This is a genomic window from Streptomyces ureilyticus (assembly GCF_011045025.1).
GTDB lineage: Bacteria > Actinomycetota > Actinomycetes > Streptomycetales > Streptomycetaceae > Streptomyces > Streptomyces ureilyticus.
Genome location: NZ_JAAKZX010000096.1, coordinates 1 through 16,488, shown reverse-complemented (window position 1 = coordinate 16,488; position 16,488 = coordinate 1). Strand labels below are relative to the sequence as shown.

Here is a 16,488-nt window from a genome sequence, read left to right as displayed (position 1 = left end):
CCGGGCGTCATACCCGGGAGCCAACGTGGGGGACTACCGCGGTAGGGGGCGAAGGACGGCAGGATCGTCCTACTCGCCCGGGGCGACCAGCCCGGACTCGTACGCGAAGACCACCGCCTGCGCGCGGTCGCGCAGGTCGAGCTTGGTGAGGACGCGGCTCACGTGCGTCTTCACCGTCTGCTCGGCCAGCACCAGCTCCTCCGCGATCTCTGTGTTGGACCGGCCGCGGGCCACCAGGGTGAGGACCTCGGTCTCGCGTTCCGTGAGGGCCTTGAGCCGCAGCGCGGCCTTGCCCAGGGCGGCGGGGCGCTGCTTGGCGAAGTCCGCGATGAGGCGGCGCGTCACGGAGGGGGCGAGCAGCCCGTCGCCCGAGGCCACGACGCGTACCGCCGCGATGAGGTCGGCCGGCGGCGCGTCCTTCAGCAGGAAGCCGCTCGCGCCCGCCCGCAGCGCCTCGTAGACGTAGTCGTCGACGTCGAACGTGGTGAGCATCAGCACGCGCGGCCGGTGGGTCACGCCCGGCGGGGGCGTGAGGAGGCGGCGCGTAGCCTCGAGGCCGTCCATCTCGGGCATCCGGACGTCCATCAGCACGAGGTCGGGATGGGTACGCCGGCTCAGCTCGACGCCCTGCGCGCCGTCGGGGGCCTCGCCCACCACATCGATGTCGGGCTGGGCAGCCAGCAGCGCGGCGAAGCCGGCGCGCACCATGGCCTGGTCGTCGACGATGATGACACGCGTCGTCACGTGAAGTTCCTTTCGGTGAGGGGGAGATGGGCGGCCACGCGGAAGCCGCCGTCCGGCAGCGGCCCGGTGTCGAGGGCGCCGCCGGCGAGCCGCACCCGCTCGCGCATGCCGACGAGGCCGTGCCCGGTGCCGCCCTTCTCGAGCGGCGCGGCGGGTGGCTCGGGCGGTGGTCCGTTGACGACGAGGACGGCGAGCTGCTTCCCGCCCTCCGGCCCCCTGTCCTGCGGCTCCCCGTCCTCCGGCACCGACAGCGACACCCGTGTCGGGGCACCGGGTGCGTGCCGGACGACGTTCGCGAGAGCCTCCTGTACGAGGCGGTACGCGGTGAGACCCACCACTTCGGGCACGTCGGCGTCGCACGGGGTGAACTCCACCCGCCCGCCGGCCCTCGCTGTCGCCTCCACCAGCTGCCCGATCTGCGGCAGGCCCGGCTGGGGCGCGAGCTCGCCGTGCGCCTCCTCGTTGCGCAGCACGCCGAGGAGCCGGCGCATCTCGCCGAGCGACTCGCGCGCCGTCGCCGCGATGGACGTGAACTCCTCCTGCACATCCGGCGGCAGCCCGTCGAGGTTGCGGCGGTACGCCGCGGTGTCCGCCTGCACGGTGATGACGGACATGTGGTGCGCCACCACGTCGTGCAGCTCGCGCGCGATGCGGGCGCGCTCCTCCAGCAGCGTCCGCCGACCGCGCTCGGCCTCGCTGATCGTCTCCTGCTCGGCCAGCCTGCGCTGCGCCTCGTACCGCTCGCGGAGGGCACCGCCGAGCACGAGCGCGGCGCCACTGAGGATGGTGAGCAGGGTGCCGTTGCCGCTCCTGCCGTCGGGCACGGCGAACGCCAGGCCGACACCCGCGCCCGCGGTCGCCAGCCACACCAGCAGCAGCGTCCGGCGCGGCTCGCGCAGGCCGAGGGCCAGGCAGAGGCCGACGTACCCGACGATCTCCATGGGCGGGAACGGCCACGGTCGCTGCTCCGGGAAGCTGACGGTGAGCAGCGCGAGCGCTCCGGCGACGTCCGCGGCGAAGATCACGTACCAGGCCTGGACCGGGCGGACGACGGCGAGCAGCAGCGGTGCCGATTGCCCGACGGCCAGCGCGCTCGCGAGGCCGCCGTGCAGGCCGTAGTCGACGCTGAGCACCTGGATGGTGGTGGGCAGCAGGGCGAGGAACAGCACGAACGCCACGCCCCACGGCAGCAGCCGCACCCACCGACGCGAAGCCCCCGCGAGCAGCGCAGAGGTTTTCGTCATGCCCGCGATTCTACACCACACCGTGCAGTGTAGAAGAGCTAACATGTGCCCATGCCGAGCACGAAGACCCTGCGCGAGGGTTCCACGCGGAAGCGGGCCGCCATCCTCTCCGCGGCCCGGGAGCTGTTCCTCGCAGACGGCTTCGACCGGACCAGCGTCGACGCGGTCGCCGCCCGGGCCAAGGTGTCCAAGCGGACGGTCTACGACTACTTCGGCGACAAGCAGACGCTGCTCAAGGCGGTCGTCGACGCCATCGGCGAGTCGATGATCAGCACCATCCGGCGCGCCCTCGACGACACCCTCACTGCCCGTCCCGAGGCTGCCGATCTCGAGGACGCTCTGATCACGTTCTCGATGCGCATCGCGACCGACATGCTCGACTCGGCCGAGTACGCCACGCTGCAGCGACTGGTCCGGGCGGAGTCCGGCCACCTGCCGCACCGGGGCTACAACTCCATGGCCGACACCCCTGACGAGGCGCTCGCCGAGCGGTTCGCCGCCTTCGCCGAGGCCGGGCTGCTCGACGTCCCCGACCCCCGGCTCGCGGCCGACCAGTTCATCGCGCTGACCTTCGGCGTCGCACTGGACCGACTCGGCTCCGCAAACGCCGCGGAGGACACCCGCGTCCACCGACTCGTCGTCGAGGGAGTACGCACCTTCCTCCGGGCGTACCGCGCCACGTAGGCATGGGGCAGCACGAACGAACCGTGCGCCGTCAGCCCATGATCCCTCCCCCATCGGGCTCGTAACGTAACGCCGCTCAGCGATCTGCCGGTAGCTGTGCCTCGCATCCCGTGGCGTCACGGCCCGCGAGGACGAGGAACTGCGAGCCCGCCGGGGCGTCGAGGGACTGCGGGTCTTCTCCGACCTCGAAGGCCAGACGATCGAGGCTGTCCACGGCCTGCCGCTCGCCGACACCCCGTTCACGTCCCCGCTGGGCGTCCGTTTCGTCACTGGTGATCTGGGGGTCGGGCACGCCTTCATGAACAGTTCGGGTGGCGCGCGCGAGGCGGCCGAGTTCTACCAGCGTGAGCTGGGATTCAGGCTGAGCGACACGATTTCGATGGCTGAGCTCGGAGTGGACGGGAACGGCTACTTCCTGCACTGCACCCCCCGGCATCACTCCATCGGCTTCGGCCGCGCGGCGTCGGCCCGATCCCGGACCTCGATCACCTCATGCTCGAAGTCTCCGACTTCTCCACCGTCGGCCGCGTCATGAGCAGGATCAACGACGATCCCGACCACATCATCGTCACGCTGGGCGAGCACACGAACGACCGCATGACCTCGTTCTACGTGACCACGCCGTCGGGTTTCCAGATCGAGTACGGCTGCGACGGCCTGGTGGTCGACGACGACACCTGGCAGGCCACCACTACGACGCGATCAGCACCTGGGGCCACAGGTACATCCCGGCCGACGCCTGAACCGCCGCCCGAGACGAAAGGAAAGCTATGTCCACCACCGAGGTCCTGACCGAATCGGCGACCAGCAAGTACGTGCAGACGACCAAGTGGAAGCTGCACTACAACGAGGCCGGTGACGGTCACCCACTGAGGCTGCGCCAAGCTCGTTTCCGCAGTTCAGTGAGGCTGGCGTGATCCACCGCCGAGGTCCTCACGCTGACGGGCGGCATGATCGTCGGGGCGAGATCGTCCGCCCGTCTCGTCACCGCTGCACTTCGCTGTTCGCCAGAACGAGCAGGGCTCGCAGGAGTGTGGTGGCCTGCCGGGTGTCGGTGCGGAGCTTGGTCAGGGTCCGCCATGACTTGAGGTTCGCGAAGCCGTGTTCGTTGGCGGCGCGTTCGCGGCTGACCAGGCGGTTCGTCTCCTTCTCGGCAGCGGTCAGCTGGTGGTTGCGGGTGGCCTTGCGGCCGGTGATGATCACCGGGTCGTCGTCGGGTTTGTCGTCGAGGCCGACGAAGCCGAGGTCGGCCAGGGCGCCGAGGCCGGCTTCCCGCAGGGTTCGGTGATCTTGTTGTGGCGGGCGGTGGTGATCTCGCTGGACCGGCCGGGCTTGGCCTCGGAGATCCAGATCAAGTTGCCCTTCTCGTCGGTCAGCGCGAGAAACAGCAGGCCATGGGCCTTGTCGCGGTCGCCTGACCGCCGCGGCGGTGCGGGCAACGAGCCCTCCGGTGGCCACCCACGCGGTGTGCCCCCGCGTACGTCGTGGCGCGCCCGCTGAGGGGCGATGCGTCCGAGGTCACAAGCAAGGGGGCACAGCGAGACCGATCCACGTCCCTGCGCAGCGATCGTGGACCGGCTCGCCTTCGGCGGCAACCTCGCTCAGACGGATACTGGGTTCGGGGCGGAAGCGTGCTCGATGCCTCCGGCTGTCCGCCACAGCGCGGTCGAGAGCCACATCAGGATGCCCCCTACCAGGACGTGCAGCGCAACGGTGAGCAGGGAGTCGGGCAGCGCGGTCAGGAACGCGAGCAGCGGCAGGACGACGGCGTACCCCCACGAGGGAACCCTCGGCAGGACGCGGGCCCGGACCATCGCCGCTCCGAACAGGGCGCAGCCCACGGCGAAGACCGCGGCGGAGCCGATGAGTGCCGGGATCGTGGGCCCGGTCAGGGTCTCCTCGATGACGTCGTCGTCGAAGTAGAACAGCACCAGGTTCGAGGCGAAGGCGGCACCGCCGAACAGGCCGAGCCCGACGAGATTCACGGTGTGGGCGACCTCCCCTAGGCGCCCGCCGGCCGGGCCCTGCCGCCGGTGCAGCGCGGTGATCAGCGGCAGGGCGAACGCGGAGGAGAAGGCCAGGAGGACGCTGGTCGCGGAGGTCTCCCCGGTGAACGCCTCGACCAGCGCGGGCAGGGCGATCAGCAGGCCGGACAGCAGCCCGCACAGGGCGCCGGCACGAAACGTAAATGCCGATGTCGATACCGATGATGTCGATGTCGACGAGGTGACGGATGAGGACATGAGGCCGCTCCGGGTTCTCGGTCTGGCTCGGTCTGGCTCGGTCTGGCTCGGACAGTGGGTCAGGGTCGTCACCGTAGGGAGCGGCGAGCAGGTGGCGGGAGGTGCGTGAAGTCGGCCGTCGGCAGCCGGAAGTCACCGTCTTCCGGGCCGTGTTGTGCCGTTCGGCAGGTGCCGATCGGCCCGAACCGGCCTGAGTTTTCCGCCGGTGTCCCTCGGCAGTCGTATTCGGCCTGAGCGACGCTTAGCCTGGCTGCAGCGGGTTGAGGGGGTGCGCATGGTGGCGTATGGGCCCGTGCGGTGGGTGGCGCCGCTGCTGTACGGCGCGGTGCTCGTCGGCGGTCTGTACTACGCGGCGGCCGGTCTGGGCGACGGCCCTGGACCGGCGGCATGGCGGGCGTCGGCTTTTGTGGCCGCGATCGGGGCGCTGTTCGCTCTGGAAGCGGTCGAACGCCGCCGGCCCGGAGTCCGGGTGCCGCTGCTGCTGGCCCGGTGCGGGCTGATCGGCGCGGTGGTGTTCCTCGATGCCTCGGGCCTGTCCCAAGTGCTGTTCGCGCTGCTGCCGTTCACGGCCTACTTCGCCTTCGGCCGCACGACGGCGCTCGCGCTGGGCGCGCTGTGCCTGGCCGGGCCGCTCATCGCGTACGTGCTGACCGCACCCGGCTGGTATCGCGACCTGGAGCGCGTGTCCGACCTGCTGATGCTCTCTGTCGGCCTGGTGCTGGCGATCTCGATGGCCGCCGTGGCCGTCGGCGAACAGCGCGCCCGGCGCGAACTGGAGGCCTACGCCGCGCAGGTCGCCGAGCTGTCCGCCGCCGCCGAGCGCAACCGGCTGGCCCGGGACATCCACGACAGTCTCGGGCACCATCTCACGGCGATGTCCGTCCAGTTGGAGATGGCCTCGGACTTCCGGGACCTGGACCCCGACGCGGCCCAGCGGGCCCTGAAGGAGGCGAGGCAGTCGGTGAGACTCGCGCTGGGCGACGTCCGGCAGTCGGTCCGCGCGCTGCGCGGCGAGACGGCGCACCCCACGCTCGCGGCCGCGCTGGCCGGACTGGCACCCAGTGGTGCGGCATCGCCGCGGGTCACCGTCGAGGTGAGCGGCGACGAGGACGGCTACGGCACGGCCGAGTTGACCGCCCTGTACCGGGCCGCGCAGGAGGGCGTGACCAACGCGCGCCGCCATGCGCGGGCCACGCGGGTGTCGGTGACGGTCCGCCTGGCCGAGGACGCCGCGCGGCTGGAAGTGACCGACGACGGCCGCGGCTTCGCGCGGGACGCGACCGTCACCGGGTTCGGACTGCTCGGGATGAGGGAGCGCGTGCAACTGGTGGCGGGGAGCGTGGACATCGACAGCGGTCCGGACGCCGGAACCCGTCTGACGGTGACCGTTCCGCGCGGGAAGACGGGGGAACGATGAGCAGGGACGACCAGGAGCCGGCGCCGCCGGTACGGGTGCTGGTGGTGGACGACCAGCGGCTCATCCGGGACGGCATCGCCTCCCTGCTCTCCATCCGGCCGGGCATCGTGGTCGTCGGCACGGCCGTGGACGGCCGGGACGCCGTGGCGAAGACGCTCGAACTGGGCCCGGACGTCGTGCTCATGGATGTCCGGATGCCGGAGATGGACGGGGTCGAAGCGGTGGCCGTCCTGCGGGGCCGGGCGTCGGAGTGCAGGGTGGTGATGCTGACGACGTTCGACGACGAGGAGTACGTCGTACAGGCGCTGCGAGCCGGCGCCCACGGCTACCTGCTGAAGGACCTGCCGGCCGAGGAACTCGCCCACGCGGTCCGCCTGGCACACGCGGGCGTCACCCAACTCGACTCCTCGGTCGCCCGCCACCTCACCGCCGCGCTGCCGACCCCACGCCCCACCGAGGCCCCCGCTGTCGTCCTGAGCCCGCGCGAGACGGACATCCTGCGGCTCGTGGCGCAGGGCCACACCAACCGGGAGATCGCCGCGCGGCTGTACCTGAGCGAGGGCACGGTCAAGAACCACGTCTCCCGCATCCTCACCCGCCTCGCCCTGCGCGACCGCACCCAGGCGGCCCTCCGCGCCCGGGACCTCGGCCTGCTGTGAGGCCCCGGCCTCCGGGCCTTCGAGGGGTGCTGAGCGCGGCCGGATGGCCGTCGTCGCCGGGTGAAATCTGTGTCCCGGCCACGGGGCCCAACGCCCCAGAGCGCTCAGTGGCCGAGCGATGTCAGACCCCTCTGCCACGATCGGCGCATGGGATTCTTCGATGATCTGGTTTTACCGGAGGAGCCGGCCGCTGAGCGGGCCGTGTTGGTCCGGCTGGGACCGCCGGGGGAAGACGACGAGAAGTACGAGCCGCCCGTCGACAGGTTTGCGCCGGTGCTGCTGTCGCAGCTCGGGGTGGCCGGGGCCGGTCCGCACACACGCGTGATGCTGACGGGATGGTCGCTGTGGCCGCGTACGGCCACCTTGCATCTGTCGGTCTTCCGCAAGACCCGCTGGCAGAGCGAGGACTCGCGCCGGCAGTCCGGGCTGCGGGTCGGCCTGCTGTTCTCCGACGGCCGCCGGGTGACCTCGCTGGATGGCAAGGTGCAGCGGGGGTTGCAGTACACGACACCCTCAGGGCAGGTGGCCGAGGCGGCGACGCAGCAGGCGGTCGGGCTGATTCCGCTGGATCCGGGGCTGCACCAGTCGCGCGGGCCCCGCTGGTCCCTCTTCAAGACCGACGTCGACCTGTATCTGGCGGAACTCCCACCGCCCGGCGAGGCCCAGTTGGTGGTCGAGTGGCCGGACGAGGGCATATCCGAGACGCGCACGCCGATCGACGTGGCGGCACTGCATGCCGCGTCGGCACGGGCACTTGAGGTCTGGCCGGGGATCGAGCCACCTGATCCGTCGGAGCAGCCCAGTTCCTTCGCGGTCCTGGGGATGAGCGGGCCGCCCGGCTTTCTGGCGCCGCCCCTGTCCGGGCACCAGCGCAGGATGCTGCGCCGTCAGGAGGAAGAGCGCCTGCGCTACGTGCCGCGGGCCGACTGGCAACACATCGGTTACCGGGACTGGGGAGACGCGGCGCTCATCAGGGCCCGGCTCGACGCGGGCGCGCCGCCCGATGCCAACGTCGGATGGAACGGCACCACCCCACTGCACCTGGCGGCGGAACAAGGGTCGGCGGAGGCGGTGGCCGCGCTCCTGTCGCACCACGCGGAGCCCGACGCACGCGACGAGGAGGAGCACACACCGCTGTGGTACGCCGCCTGCAATGCGGACGAGGGCATCGTCCGCGCGCTGATCGACGCCGGGGCTGATGTGTGGACGCCGCAGATCGGGCCCTGGTCGCCGGGCCGGCTGCTGCTGACCACGCCGCTCGCGCCACTCGTCGCGGGCCTGCCGGGGGCGGTGGAGCTGCCCACCGAGGAGGCCGCCGCCTTCCGGGCGGCGGACGCGCTCATCGCGGCCTTCGGCGAGCAGGAAATGTGGACCGAAGGGCTCGGCATCGCCTTCGTACGAGGGCTGAGCGAGGACGAGCTGATCCGACGGCTGGGCGCCGACCCCGCGCAGTGCCTGGAAGCAGAACTTGAGGACGCGCCCTTCGCCCTGGATGACTCCGACGAGTCCCTCCGCTATGTGGGCGTGACAAGCGTGCCAGGCGACCCCGGCGGCTGCGTGATCACACAGGAGGGATACATGCCGAGCGACGACGCCGTGCTGCGGGCGATCACGGCGGACACCAGCGCGTACGGCATCTACTTCAACGCCAAGGGCGGGACATTCGGCACCCTGGCTCGCGACGGAGAGGTCGTCGAGCGCGAGGAGATCGGCCTGTCGCCGTACGAGCCGGATCCACCCGCCTACTGGCACTTCCGCTTCTGGCAGCGCAAGCACACCTTCCCCTACGGCGCCGACACCTTTGCCTATGCCTGCGCCGCGGCCGGCCTGCGGATCAGTGACGGCCGGGAAGCGGCAGACCGCCGCGCCCCACGTCGCTGGGTGGCACTGCCTGCGCGGCTTCAGCGCTGAGTGGCAAACAGTTCCGCACCTCTCTTGACACCCCTGCCACACAGGAGGCAGTTTTTTATCGATACAAAACCGCCGAGCGCCCACCATCTCCCCGGGAGTACCCCGTGGCCAACGCCACCGCGATCATCAACCTCGACATCGAGGGTCCGAAGATCAACCGTCACGTCTACGGTCACTTCGCCGAGCACCTCGGCCGCTGCGTCTACGGCGGTTTCTGGGTCGGGGAGGACTCGCCGACCCCCAACGAGGGCGGCATCCGTCTCGACGTCGTCGAGGCCCTGCGTGCGCTGAACATCCCCAACCTGCGCTGGCCGGGCGGCTGTTTCGCCGACGAGTACCACTGGAAGGACGGCATCGGACCGCGGGACCAGCGACCCCGCATGGTGAACACGCACTGGGGCAACGTCGAGGAGAACAACCACTTCGGCACCCACGAGTTCATGGCCCTGTGCGAACTGCTCGGCACCGAGCCGTACATCAGCGGAAACGTCGGCAGCGGCACCGTTCAGGAGATGAGCGAGTGGGTCGAGTACCTGACCCGTGACGGCGACAGCCCCATGGTGCGGCTGCGCAAGGCCAACGGCCGCGAGGAGCCCTGGCGCGTGAAGTTCTGGGGCATCGGCAACGAGACCTGGGGCTGCGGCGGCAACATGCGCGCCGAGTACTCCGCCGACCTGGCCCGGCAGTACGCCACGTACTGCCGCGACCACGGCGACAACAAGCTGTACCGCATCGCCTCGGGCGCGTCCGGCGACGACTACCAGTGGACCCGGACGCTGATGGAGCAGATCAACTGCTTCGGCTGCGAAGCCACCCCGCGCACCTTCTTCCAGGGGATCTCCGTCCATCACTACACGGTGACCGGGACCTGGGAGGCGAAGGGCAGCGCCACCGGCTTCGACACGGACGGCTACTACCGGACGATGCTCTCCGCCCGGCAGATCGACCGCATCCTCACCGGCCACTCCACCGTCATGGACATCTACGACCCCGGCCGCAAGGTCGGCCTGGTCCTGGACGAGTGGGGCACCTGGTGGGACGTCGAGCCGGGCACCAACCCGGGCTTCCTGTTCCAGCAGAACGCCATGCGTGACGCTCTGGTGGCGAGCACGCACTTCGACATCTTCCACCGGCATGCCGAGCGCCTGCACATGGCGAACATCGCCCAGACCGTCAACGTCCTTCAGGCGATGGTCCTCACCGACGGCGACGCCCTGGTCCTCACCCCGACCTACCACGTGTTCGAGATGAACAAGGGGCACCAGGACGCCGCTTCGCTCGGCGTTCACCTGCGTACGGAGGACGCCCGCCGCCCGGTCGGGGACGCCGAACTGGAGACCCTGTCCGCCTCGGCCAGCGTCAAGGACGGAACGGTGCTGATCTCGCTGTCCAACCTCGACGCCGAGGAGCCCGCCGAGGTGACGCTCGACCTGCGCGGCCGCTCCGTAGGGGAGGCGACCGCCCGCATCCTGACCGCCGACCGGCTCCAGGACCACAACACCGCGGACACACCGGAAGCGGTCTGCCCGCGCTCGTACGACTCCCTGAAGGTCACCGACGGGGGGCTGACGCTGACGCTGCCGCCCCACTCGTTCCTCACCGTCCAGGCACCGCTCGTCTGACCCCGGCTGTGGGCACCAGGTCTGCGGTGTAATGGGCCCGGTGGTGGCGAGTACCGCAGACCTGGGGTGAGTGTGGCAACGATTCAGGACGTGGCGAAGGCGGCCGGAGTCTCGGCGATGACCGTCTCCAACGTCATCAACGACCATCCCAACGTGCGCAAGGCGACGCGGGAGAAGGTCCTCGCCGCGATGGCCCGGCTCGACTACCGCGTCAACGTCGCGGCCCGCAATCTGCGCAAGGGCCGCACCGGCACGGTCGGTCTCGCCGTCCCCGAGGTGAACAGCCCCTACTACGGTCGGCTGGCCGCCGCCATCATCGCCGCCGCCGAGCGGTACAGCCTGCGGGTGTGCATCGAGCAGACCGGCGCCTCGAGAGAGAACGAACTGGACGCGCTGTCCCTGTCGCGCAACCGGCTCTACGACGGGCTCATTCTCAGCACGGTGGGCATGGGTCCGGCCGATGTCGAACTGCTCAAGGTGGACCACCCGGTGGTCATCCTGGGCGAGCGGATCTTCGGCGGTCCCGTCGACCACGTGGCCATGCCCAACATCGACGCGTCGGAGGCGGCCACCCGCCACCTGATCGAGCGGGGGTGCCGCCGTATCGCGATCGTCCGGGGACCGGGGGGAGACTCGGGGGAAGAGGAAGTCGATGTGTCCAGCCTCCGCTTCACGGGCTATCAGCAGGCGCTGCGGAGCGCCGGCCTGCCCGCCGACCCCGGCCTCGTGCAGAGCCTGGAGACGCTCACGATGCGCGCGGGTGCGCTGTGTGCGCGAGAGATGGTGCGGAGTGGGCTCGACTTCGACGGCGTGTTCTGCGTGACGGACACCGTGGCCATGGGCGTACTACGCGGCTTGGCCGACGCCGGGGTGCGGGTGCCGGAGCAGGTGAAGGTGATCGGCTTCGACAACGTCGAGGAGAGCGAGTTCCTCGTCCCCTCGCTGTCCACCATCGATCCGGACCACGACACGATGGCGCGGCGAGCGGTCGAGCTGCTGGCCGGACGGATCGAGCAGACGGAGCCCGGTGAACCCGAGGCGGACCGCGAGGAGTTCGTGAGCCGCTTCTCCGTGGTGGTACGGGAGTCGACGGGCGGCAACGACACGACCGAGCGGGAGGATAAGGGGTAGGATTGGTGGCATGAGCGAGCCTACCGGGAAGTACTCGATCACCATGCCGCGCGACATCGCCGAAGCCGCCAAGGCCCGCGGCGGGCCCTCCGGCATGTCCGCCTACGTTGCCGCCGCCGTCGCCCGCCAGATCGAACGCGACAACCTCAACGAACTCATCCAGGTCGCCGAGGCCGAGCACGGACCCATCTCGGACGAAGAGGTCCAGGCCCTGCGTGACCAGCTCCACCAGGCCCGACGGCAGCAGTCACAAGGTGGGGCGAACGCCGCGTGACCCGGTCCCCCGCCGTTCCCGGCGGCACCCTCGTCCTCGACAGCGAGGGCTTGGCCAAGGCCGTGCTACGCGATCGCACAGTCACCGGCTGGCTCGCCCTCGCACGCGCCGACGACCTACGAGTGATCACGTCCGCGGCCACGCTGGTCGAGGTGGTGCACCCTCGGATCAACCGGCCGGCCCTGGAGTGGACGCTGTCCCGCCTCGTCGTCGAACCGGTCACCGAGCCGATCGCCCGCCACGCCGCCGCCCTCCTCGCCGACGCCGGCCTGCACGGCCACAAGTCCGCCATCGACGCCATGCTCAGCGCGACCGCCCTCGCCGCCCCGGGCCCCGTCACGATCCTCAGCTCCGACCCCCAGGACCTCACGTCCCTGTGCGGTGCACGCGTAACGGTGATCAAGACCTGACTCTGACGATGAAGACGCTCAAGGCCGGTCCCTGACCTGCCTGGCCAGGGAGCCGGCGTCCGCCTTGACGACGTACACCTCCCAGGGTTCCTGACCGGGGCCGTGGACCCAGACCTTGTCCTGGAGGGCGTAGCAGCAGGTGGTGTCGTTCTCCTCGTCGGTGGCCAGGCCCGCCTCGCTCAGGCGGGCGGTGGCGGCATGGACCGCCTCGGTGGTGTCGACCTCGACGCCCAGGTGGTCGATGCGGGTCGCCTCGCCCGCGGCGCCTTCGATCAGGACGAGCTTGAGCGGGGGCTCGGCGATGGCGAAGTTGGCGTAGCCGTCGCGGAGTTTGGCGGGCTCGGTGCCGAAGAGCCGCGTGTAGAAGGCGACGGATTCGGCGAGGTCCGGTACGCGGAGGGCAAGTTGTACGCGGGACATGGCGAACCTCCTTGAGTGGTACGGGGTTTCAGCAGCCGCCGGAGGCAGTGGCCGCCGGGGCGCCCAGGCCGATCTGGAGGGTGGTGGGGGCCGGTGCGCAGCAGCCACCCCCGGACTGCTCGGCGTTCTCCGGCTCGTCGAAGAGGCCCGCACCGCCGCAGACGCCGGTCTCGGGGAGGGTGAGTTCGACGCGTTCGGCGGCCTCCTGGTCGCCGGCGATCGCCGCCGCGACGGAGCGGACCTGCTCGTAGCCGGTCATCGCGAGAAACGTGGGGGCACGGCCGTACGACTTCATCCCGACCAAATAGACGCCCTGGTCCGGGTGGGAGAGCTCGCGCACGCCGTGCGGGTAGACCGTGCCGCAGGAGTGGACGTTCGGGTCGATCAGCGGGGCGAGCGCGGTCGGGGCCTGGAGGCGTTCGTCGAGGCCGAGGCGGACCTCGGAGAGGAAGGAGAGGTCCGGGCGGAAGCCGGTCAGGACGATCACCTCGTCGACCGGGTCGAGCCGGCGGCCGTCCTCGGCGACGAGGACGAGCCGGTCGCCCTCCCGCTCCACCGCCTGCGTACGGAATCCCGTGACCGCGCTCGCGTGGCCGGCCTCGACCGCCGCCTTGGCGCGCAGGCCGAGGGCGCCGCGAGCGGGGAGTTCGTCGGCCTCGCCGCCGCCGTACGTGCTCGCGCTGAGGCCCCGTCGCAGGATCCACACCGCGTGCGTCCCCTCCTCCTCGCCGGCCAGGTCTGCGAGGAGTGCGAGGGCGGTGAAGGCAGAGGCGCCGGAGCCGACGACAGCCGTGCGCCTGCCCGCGTAACGGGCGCGTACGGATGGGTCGTTGAGGTCCGGGACTCGGTACGAGATGCGGTCGGCGGCCGTCTTCTCGCCGAGGGCGGGCAGGCCGTTCGCGCCGGCGGGGCCCGGGACCGACCAGGTGCCGGAGGCGTCGATGACTGCGCGTGCGGTGAGCCGTTCCTCGGCGCCGTCGGCGAACCGGACATGCACCGTGTACGGCTGCTCGTCGCGGCCCGCGTCGACGATCCGGTCCCGGCCGGCCCGGGCGACGCCGGTCACCGTGGCGCCGTAACAGATCCTGTCGCCCAGGATGTCGGCGAGCGGCTGGAGATAGCGCTCACCCCAGTCGCCGCCGGTCGGGTAGGCCGAGGTGTCGGGGCGGACCCAGCCGGTGGGGGCGAGCAGCTTCTCGGCCGCCGGGTCGACGAGCTCGCCCCAGGTCGAGAACAGCCGCACGTGCGACCACTCCCGTACGGCACTGCCCGCGGCGGGGCCGGCTTCCAGGACGAGGGGTTCGATGCCGCGCTCGACGAGGTGGGCGGCGGCGGCCAGGCCGATGGGGCCGGCGCCGATGACCACGACGGGGAGGTGGTCGGGGCGGGGCGCGTTGCTGGTGGGCGCAGGCACGGGGTTCCCCTATTTCGATAGGTGTCGATCTCTCGAGTCCCAGCATGGCACCTGTTTCGATGAGCGTCAACATAGACAGTTATCGAAACCAGGCGCCACGCGCCGCTGGAACACTGGATCGAAAGTGCGGATTCGCCGCGGCCGGTCGCACCCGCGCGGCTGAGCCGCACATTGATACAGCCCCGCGCCCCAAGAGGCCCGCCCTGGTTCGACGTATGTCAACATAGACGTATGTCGAACATCGAGGCGCTACCGCTCGTGGAACCCCAAGTCGCCGAGGGCGTCGTGCCGTGTTGCCCTCCGCTCACCGAGCGGCCGCTGACGGCCGAGGAAGCCGAGCGGACCGCCGCGATGTTCAAGGCGCTCGGTGACCCCGTCCGCCTGCGGCTGTTCTCCCTCGTCGCCTCGCATGAGGGTGGCGAGGCGTGCGTATGCGACATCTCCGACGTCGGCGTTTCTCAGCCGACCGTGTCCCATCACCTGAAGAAGCTCAAGGAGGCTGGATTGCTCACCTCCGAGCGGCGCGGCACCTGGGTGTACTACCGGGTGGAGCCGTCGGTGATGGCCGCGATGGGGCAGATGCTGACCGCGGCCACCCCCGTGGCCTGACCCGACCCGACCCGCCGCGCGTTCTGCGGCTCATTCAGCCGCTCGTCCGGGCATGAAGATGAGCGCCACCAGCGCCAGCCCGGCCACCGCCCCGATGACCTGCATGCCGATGAACCCCGCGACCGAGCCGGGAGCGATGCCCGCGAAGGTGTCGGTGAAGGCGCGGCCGATCGTCACGGCCGGGTTGGCGAAGGACGTCGACGAGGTGAACCAGTACGCGGCGCCGATGTAGGAGGCGACGGCCACGGGTGCGAACTGGAGCCGGCCGGCGCGGGCCAGGCCGAAGATCAGCAGGATCAGACCGGCCGTGGCGACGACCTCGCCCAGCAGCAGGTGACCCGCCGAGCGGTCGTGCGTGGACCACTTCACCAGCGGCTCGCCGAACATCGCGTCCGCCAGGATCGCCCCCGCGACCGCGCCGGTGATCTGCGCGGGTACGTACACAGCCGCCTCGCGCAGCGTGACACCGGCGCCGCCGCGTCGGGCCGTCCACCACTCGGCCAGCGTGACCACCGGGTTGAAGTGCGCGCCGGAGACCGGGCCGAGCAAGAGGATCAGGATGCCGAGGCCGAAGACGGTGGCCGTGGAATTGGCCAGCAGTTGCAGGCCGACGTCATCGGTCAGTTGCGTGGCTTGGATGCCGGAGCCGACCACGACCGCCACCAGCAGCGCCGTGCCTACGAGTTCGGCGGCGGCCCGGGAGACCAAAGGGTTACGGGGCGGGGTGACACCCGGTGCGGGCGCGACGGAGCCGGGTTCGGCGGCGGGCGTCGCGGCCTCCGCGTTCGTGGCGGCCTCGGCGGCGGTCACGGGCAGGCCCGCTTGTTCTGGGCGGCGCTGCGCGCGGACTCGGCCAGGTCGGCGAACTGGCCGGCGAGCTGAGCGATGACGTCGGGCTTGAGCCGGTAGTAGGTGAACCGGCCGCAGGGCTCCGTCTCGACGACCCCGGCCTCGCGCAGCACTCTCAGGTGATTGGAGAGGTTGGTCTGCCGGGCACCCGTCTCTTCCACGAGGTGGGTGGTGCACAGCGTCTCTTTGGCGAGCAGGGTCACGATCTGGAGCCTGAGCGGGTCGGCCAGCACCCGGATCAGGTCAGTGTCGACTGACGTCATCATGGGCTGATACTGTCACATCAGCGGTGACTGACACCACCTGGCGCTGATGTCAGGTGCGCCTGATGCCGACGCGAGACAAGACAACAAGAGACAAGACAACAAGAGACAAGAGAGACCTCCTGATGTCCGACAAGCCCTCCGTGCTCTTCGTCTGTGTCCACAACGCCGGCCGTTCCCAGATGGCCGCCGCGTGGCTGACCCACCTGGCCGGGGACCGTGTCGAGGTCCGCTCCGCCGGTTCCAACCCGGGCGCCCAGGTCAACCCGGCCGCCGTCGAGGCCATGCGCGAGGTCGGCATCGACATCTCCGCCGAGGTCCCCAAGATGCTCACCGTCGACGCCGTCAAGGAGTCGGACGTCTGCATCACCATGGGCTGCGGCGACACCTGCCCGGTCTTCCCCGGCAAGCGGTACCTGGACTGGGAGCTCGAGGACCCGGCGGGCCAGGGCGTCGAGGCCGTACGGCCCATCCGTGACGAGATCAAGAAGCTTATCGAGGGCCTGATCGAGGAGATCGCTCCGGAGCAGAAGACGGCCTGAGCGGCGGCGGGACCGACCTCACCGCCGCGTCCGCCCGCCCTCTGTCCTCCCG

At 70.7% G+C, this 16,488-nt stretch carries 22 protein-coding genes; 12 read left to right on the top strand and 10 right to left on the bottom strand.

Features of this window, described 5'->3' with window-relative positions:
* Positions 1–69 precede the first annotated feature (69 nt).
* Both G6048_RS26855 and G6048_RS26850 read right to left on the bottom strand, forming a co-directional pair.
* The gene (locus G6048_RS26855; RefSeq protein WP_165342166.1) at positions 70–744 is read right to left on the bottom strand and encodes a response regulator; all 675 of its coding nucleotides are present in this window, start codon (positions 742–744) and stop codon (positions 70–72) included.
* A complete protein-coding gene (locus tag G6048_RS26850) occupies positions 741–1,988 on the bottom strand; it encodes a sensor histidine kinase (protein ID WP_165342165.1) in 1,248 nt (415 codons plus the stop codon). The genes G6048_RS26855 and G6048_RS26850 overlap by 4 nt, the downstream gene beginning before the upstream one ends.
* Positions 1,989–2,039: 51 nt before the next feature.
* On the opposite strand from G6048_RS26850, the gene G6048_RS26845 reads away from it, so the two are divergent.
* Positions 2,040–2,672 (top strand): TetR/AcrR family transcriptional regulator, encoded by a 633-nt coding sequence (locus G6048_RS26845; protein ID WP_165342164.1) that lies wholly within the window; start codon positions 2,040–2,042, stop codon positions 2,670–2,672.
* 76 nt (positions 2,673–2,748) lie between these two features.
* Here the strand turns inward: G6048_RS26845 and G6048_RS26840 are convergent, their stop codons facing one another.
* Positions 2,749–2,964 carry a hypothetical protein gene (locus G6048_RS26840; RefSeq protein WP_165342163.1) on the bottom strand — a complete coding sequence of 72 codons (216 nt, stop codon included), beginning with the start codon at positions 2,962–2,964 and terminating at the stop codon, positions 2,749–2,751.
* Between the two features lie 128 nt (positions 2,965–3,092).
* On the opposite strand from G6048_RS26840, the gene G6048_RS49935 reads away from it, so the two are divergent.
* Both G6048_RS49935 and G6048_RS26825 read left to right on the top strand, forming a co-directional pair.
* Positions 3,093–3,464, top strand: a complete 372-nt coding sequence (locus tag G6048_RS49935) for a VOC family protein (protein ID WP_268979025.1) — start codon at positions 3,093–3,095, stop codon at positions 3,462–3,464.
* The gene (locus tag G6048_RS26825) at positions 3,443–3,589 is read left to right on the top strand and encodes a hypothetical protein (protein WP_165342160.1); all 147 of its coding nucleotides are present in this window, start codon (positions 3,443–3,445) and stop codon (positions 3,587–3,589) included. Before G6048_RS49935 ends, G6048_RS26825 begins: the two co-directional genes overlap by 22 nt.
* 67 nt (positions 3,590–3,656) lie before the next feature.
* Here the strand turns inward: G6048_RS26825 and G6048_RS26820 are convergent, their stop codons facing one another.
* The 3 genes from G6048_RS26820 to G6048_RS26810 form a co-directional block, all read right to left on the bottom strand.
* Positions 3,657–3,875 (bottom strand): transposase family protein, encoded by a 219-nt coding sequence (locus tag G6048_RS26820; RefSeq protein WP_328827045.1) that lies wholly within the window; start codon positions 3,873–3,875, stop codon positions 3,657–3,659.
* Complete coding sequence (locus G6048_RS26815) at positions 3,872–4,111, bottom strand: hypothetical protein (protein ID WP_165342145.1); 240 nt, start codon at positions 4,109–4,111, stop codon at positions 3,872–3,874. The genes G6048_RS26820 and G6048_RS26815 overlap by 4 nt, the downstream gene beginning before the upstream one ends.
* 162 nt (positions 4,112–4,273) lie before the next feature.
* Positions 4,274–4,915, bottom strand: a complete 642-nt coding sequence (locus G6048_RS26810) for a hypothetical protein (protein WP_165342159.1) — start codon at positions 4,913–4,915, stop codon at positions 4,274–4,276.
* Between the two features lie 274 nt (positions 4,916–5,189).
* Between G6048_RS26810 and G6048_RS26805 the strand changes: the two genes are divergently transcribed.
* From G6048_RS26805 to G6048_RS26775, 7 genes are all read left to right on the top strand, one after another.
* Positions 5,190–6,332 (top strand): sensor histidine kinase, encoded by a 1,143-nt coding sequence (locus G6048_RS26805; protein ID WP_165342158.1) that lies wholly within the window; start codon positions 5,190–5,192, stop codon positions 6,330–6,332.
* Positions 6,329–6,991 (top strand): response regulator, encoded by a 663-nt coding sequence (locus G6048_RS26800; protein ID WP_165342157.1) that lies wholly within the window; start codon positions 6,329–6,331, stop codon positions 6,989–6,991. The genes G6048_RS26805 and G6048_RS26800 overlap by 4 nt, the downstream gene beginning before the upstream one ends.
* Positions 6,992–7,138: 147 nt before the next feature.
* Positions 7,139–8,902 carry an ankyrin repeat domain-containing protein gene (locus tag G6048_RS26795; protein WP_165342156.1) on the top strand — a complete coding sequence of 588 codons (1,764 nt, stop codon included), beginning with the start codon at positions 7,139–7,141 and terminating at the stop codon, positions 8,900–8,902.
* Positions 8,903–9,006: 104 nt separating this feature from the next.
* Positions 9,007–10,524, top strand: coding sequence for an alpha-N-arabinofuranosidase (locus G6048_RS51500; protein ID WP_165342155.1), 1,518 nt, complete (start codon positions 9,007–9,009; stop codon positions 10,522–10,524).
* A 72-nt stretch (positions 10,525–10,596) separates the two neighbouring features.
* A complete protein-coding gene (locus tag G6048_RS26785; protein WP_165342154.1) occupies positions 10,597–11,655 on the top strand; it encodes a LacI family DNA-binding transcriptional regulator in 1,059 nt (352 codons plus the stop codon).
* A 10-nt stretch (positions 11,656–11,665) separates the two neighbouring features.
* The gene (locus tag G6048_RS26780) at positions 11,666–11,929 is read left to right on the top strand and encodes a CopG family transcriptional regulator (protein ID WP_165342153.1); all 264 of its coding nucleotides are present in this window, start codon (positions 11,666–11,668) and stop codon (positions 11,927–11,929) included.
* Positions 11,926–12,339, top strand: a complete 414-nt coding sequence (locus G6048_RS26775; protein WP_165342152.1) for a PIN domain-containing protein — start codon at positions 11,926–11,928, stop codon at positions 12,337–12,339. The genes G6048_RS26780 and G6048_RS26775 overlap by 4 nt, the downstream gene beginning before the upstream one ends.
* Before the next feature lie 18 nt (positions 12,340–12,357).
* Here the strand turns inward: G6048_RS26775 and G6048_RS26770 are convergent, their stop codons facing one another.
* The gene (locus tag G6048_RS26770; RefSeq protein ID WP_165342151.1) at positions 12,358–12,759 is read right to left on the bottom strand and encodes an ArsI/CadI family heavy metal resistance metalloenzyme; all 402 of its coding nucleotides are present in this window, start codon (positions 12,757–12,759) and stop codon (positions 12,358–12,360) included.
* A gap of 28 nt (positions 12,760–12,787) precedes the next feature.
* Entirely contained in the window at positions 12,788–14,173 is a 1,386-nt protein-coding gene (locus G6048_RS26765) for an NAD(P)-binding domain-containing protein (RefSeq protein WP_165342150.1), read from the bottom strand.
* A 231-nt stretch (positions 14,174–14,404) separates the two neighbouring features.
* On the opposite strand from G6048_RS26765, the gene G6048_RS26760 reads away from it, so the two are divergent.
* On the top strand, positions 14,405–14,782 hold the full coding sequence (locus G6048_RS26760) for an ArsR/SmtB family transcription factor (RefSeq protein WP_165342149.1): 378 nt from the start codon (positions 14,405–14,407) through the stop codon (positions 14,780–14,782).
* A 30-nt stretch (positions 14,783–14,812) separates the two neighbouring features.
* Here G6048_RS26760 and G6048_RS26755 read toward each other — a convergent pair whose 3' ends face one another.
* Positions 14,813–15,592 carry an aquaporin gene (locus G6048_RS26755; RefSeq protein ID WP_165342148.1) on the bottom strand — a complete coding sequence of 260 codons (780 nt, stop codon included), beginning with the start codon at positions 15,590–15,592 and terminating at the stop codon, positions 14,813–14,815.
* Positions 15,589–15,897, bottom strand: a complete 309-nt coding sequence (locus tag G6048_RS26750; protein WP_165342147.1) for an ArsR/SmtB family transcription factor — start codon at positions 15,895–15,897, stop codon at positions 15,589–15,591. The genes G6048_RS26755 and G6048_RS26750 overlap by 4 nt, the downstream gene beginning before the upstream one ends.
* Positions 15,898–16,019: 122 nt before the next feature.
* Here G6048_RS26750 and G6048_RS26745 point away from each other — a divergent pair, with 122 nt between their 5' ends.
* Positions 16,020–16,436, top strand: a complete 417-nt coding sequence (locus G6048_RS26745; RefSeq protein WP_165342146.1) for an arsenate reductase ArsC — start codon at positions 16,020–16,022, stop codon at positions 16,434–16,436.
* The last annotated feature ends 52 nt before the right edge of the window (positions 16,437–16,488 follow it).

Excerpts from the sequence above, each read along its gene's own strand:
- G6048_RS26850 (WP_165342165.1), bottom strand. The coding sequence starts at position 1,988 with ATGACGAAAACCTCTGCGCTGCTCGCGGGGGCTTCGCGTCGGTGGGTG.
- G6048_RS26845 (WP_165342164.1), top strand. The coding sequence starts at position 2,040 with ATGCCGAGCACGAAGACCCTGCGCGAGGGTTCCACGCGGAAGCGGGCC.
- G6048_RS26825 (WP_165342160.1), top strand. The coding sequence starts at position 3,443 with ATGTCCACCACCGAGGTCCTGACCGAATCGGCGACCAGCAAGTACGTG.
- G6048_RS26810 (WP_165342159.1), bottom strand. The coding sequence starts at position 4,915 with ATGTCCTCATCCGTCACCTCGTCGACATCGACATCATCGGTATCGACA.
- G6048_RS26805 (WP_165342158.1), top strand. The coding sequence starts at position 5,190 with ATGGTGGCGTATGGGCCCGTGCGGTGGGTGGCGCCGCTGCTGTACGGC.
- G6048_RS26800 (WP_165342157.1), top strand. The coding sequence starts at position 6,329 with ATGAGCAGGGACGACCAGGAGCCGGCGCCGCCGGTACGGGTGCTGGTG.
- G6048_RS26795 (WP_165342156.1), top strand. The coding sequence starts at position 7,139 with ATGGGATTCTTCGATGATCTGGTTTTACCGGAGGAGCCGGCCGCTGAG.
- G6048_RS26780 (WP_165342153.1), top strand. The coding sequence starts at position 11,666 with ATGAGCGAGCCTACCGGGAAGTACTCGATCACCATGCCGCGCGACATC.
- G6048_RS26770 (WP_165342151.1), bottom strand. The coding sequence starts at position 12,759 with ATGTCCCGCGTACAACTTGCCCTCCGCGTACCGGACCTCGCCGAATCC.
- G6048_RS26760 (WP_165342149.1), top strand. The coding sequence starts at position 14,405 with ATGTCGAACATCGAGGCGCTACCGCTCGTGGAACCCCAAGTCGCCGAG.
- G6048_RS26750 (WP_165342147.1), bottom strand. The coding sequence starts at position 15,897 with ATGATGACGTCAGTCGACACTGACCTGATCCGGGTGCTGGCCGACCCG.
- G6048_RS26745 (WP_165342146.1), top strand. The coding sequence starts at position 16,020 with ATGTCCGACAAGCCCTCCGTGCTCTTCGTCTGTGTCCACAACGCCGGC.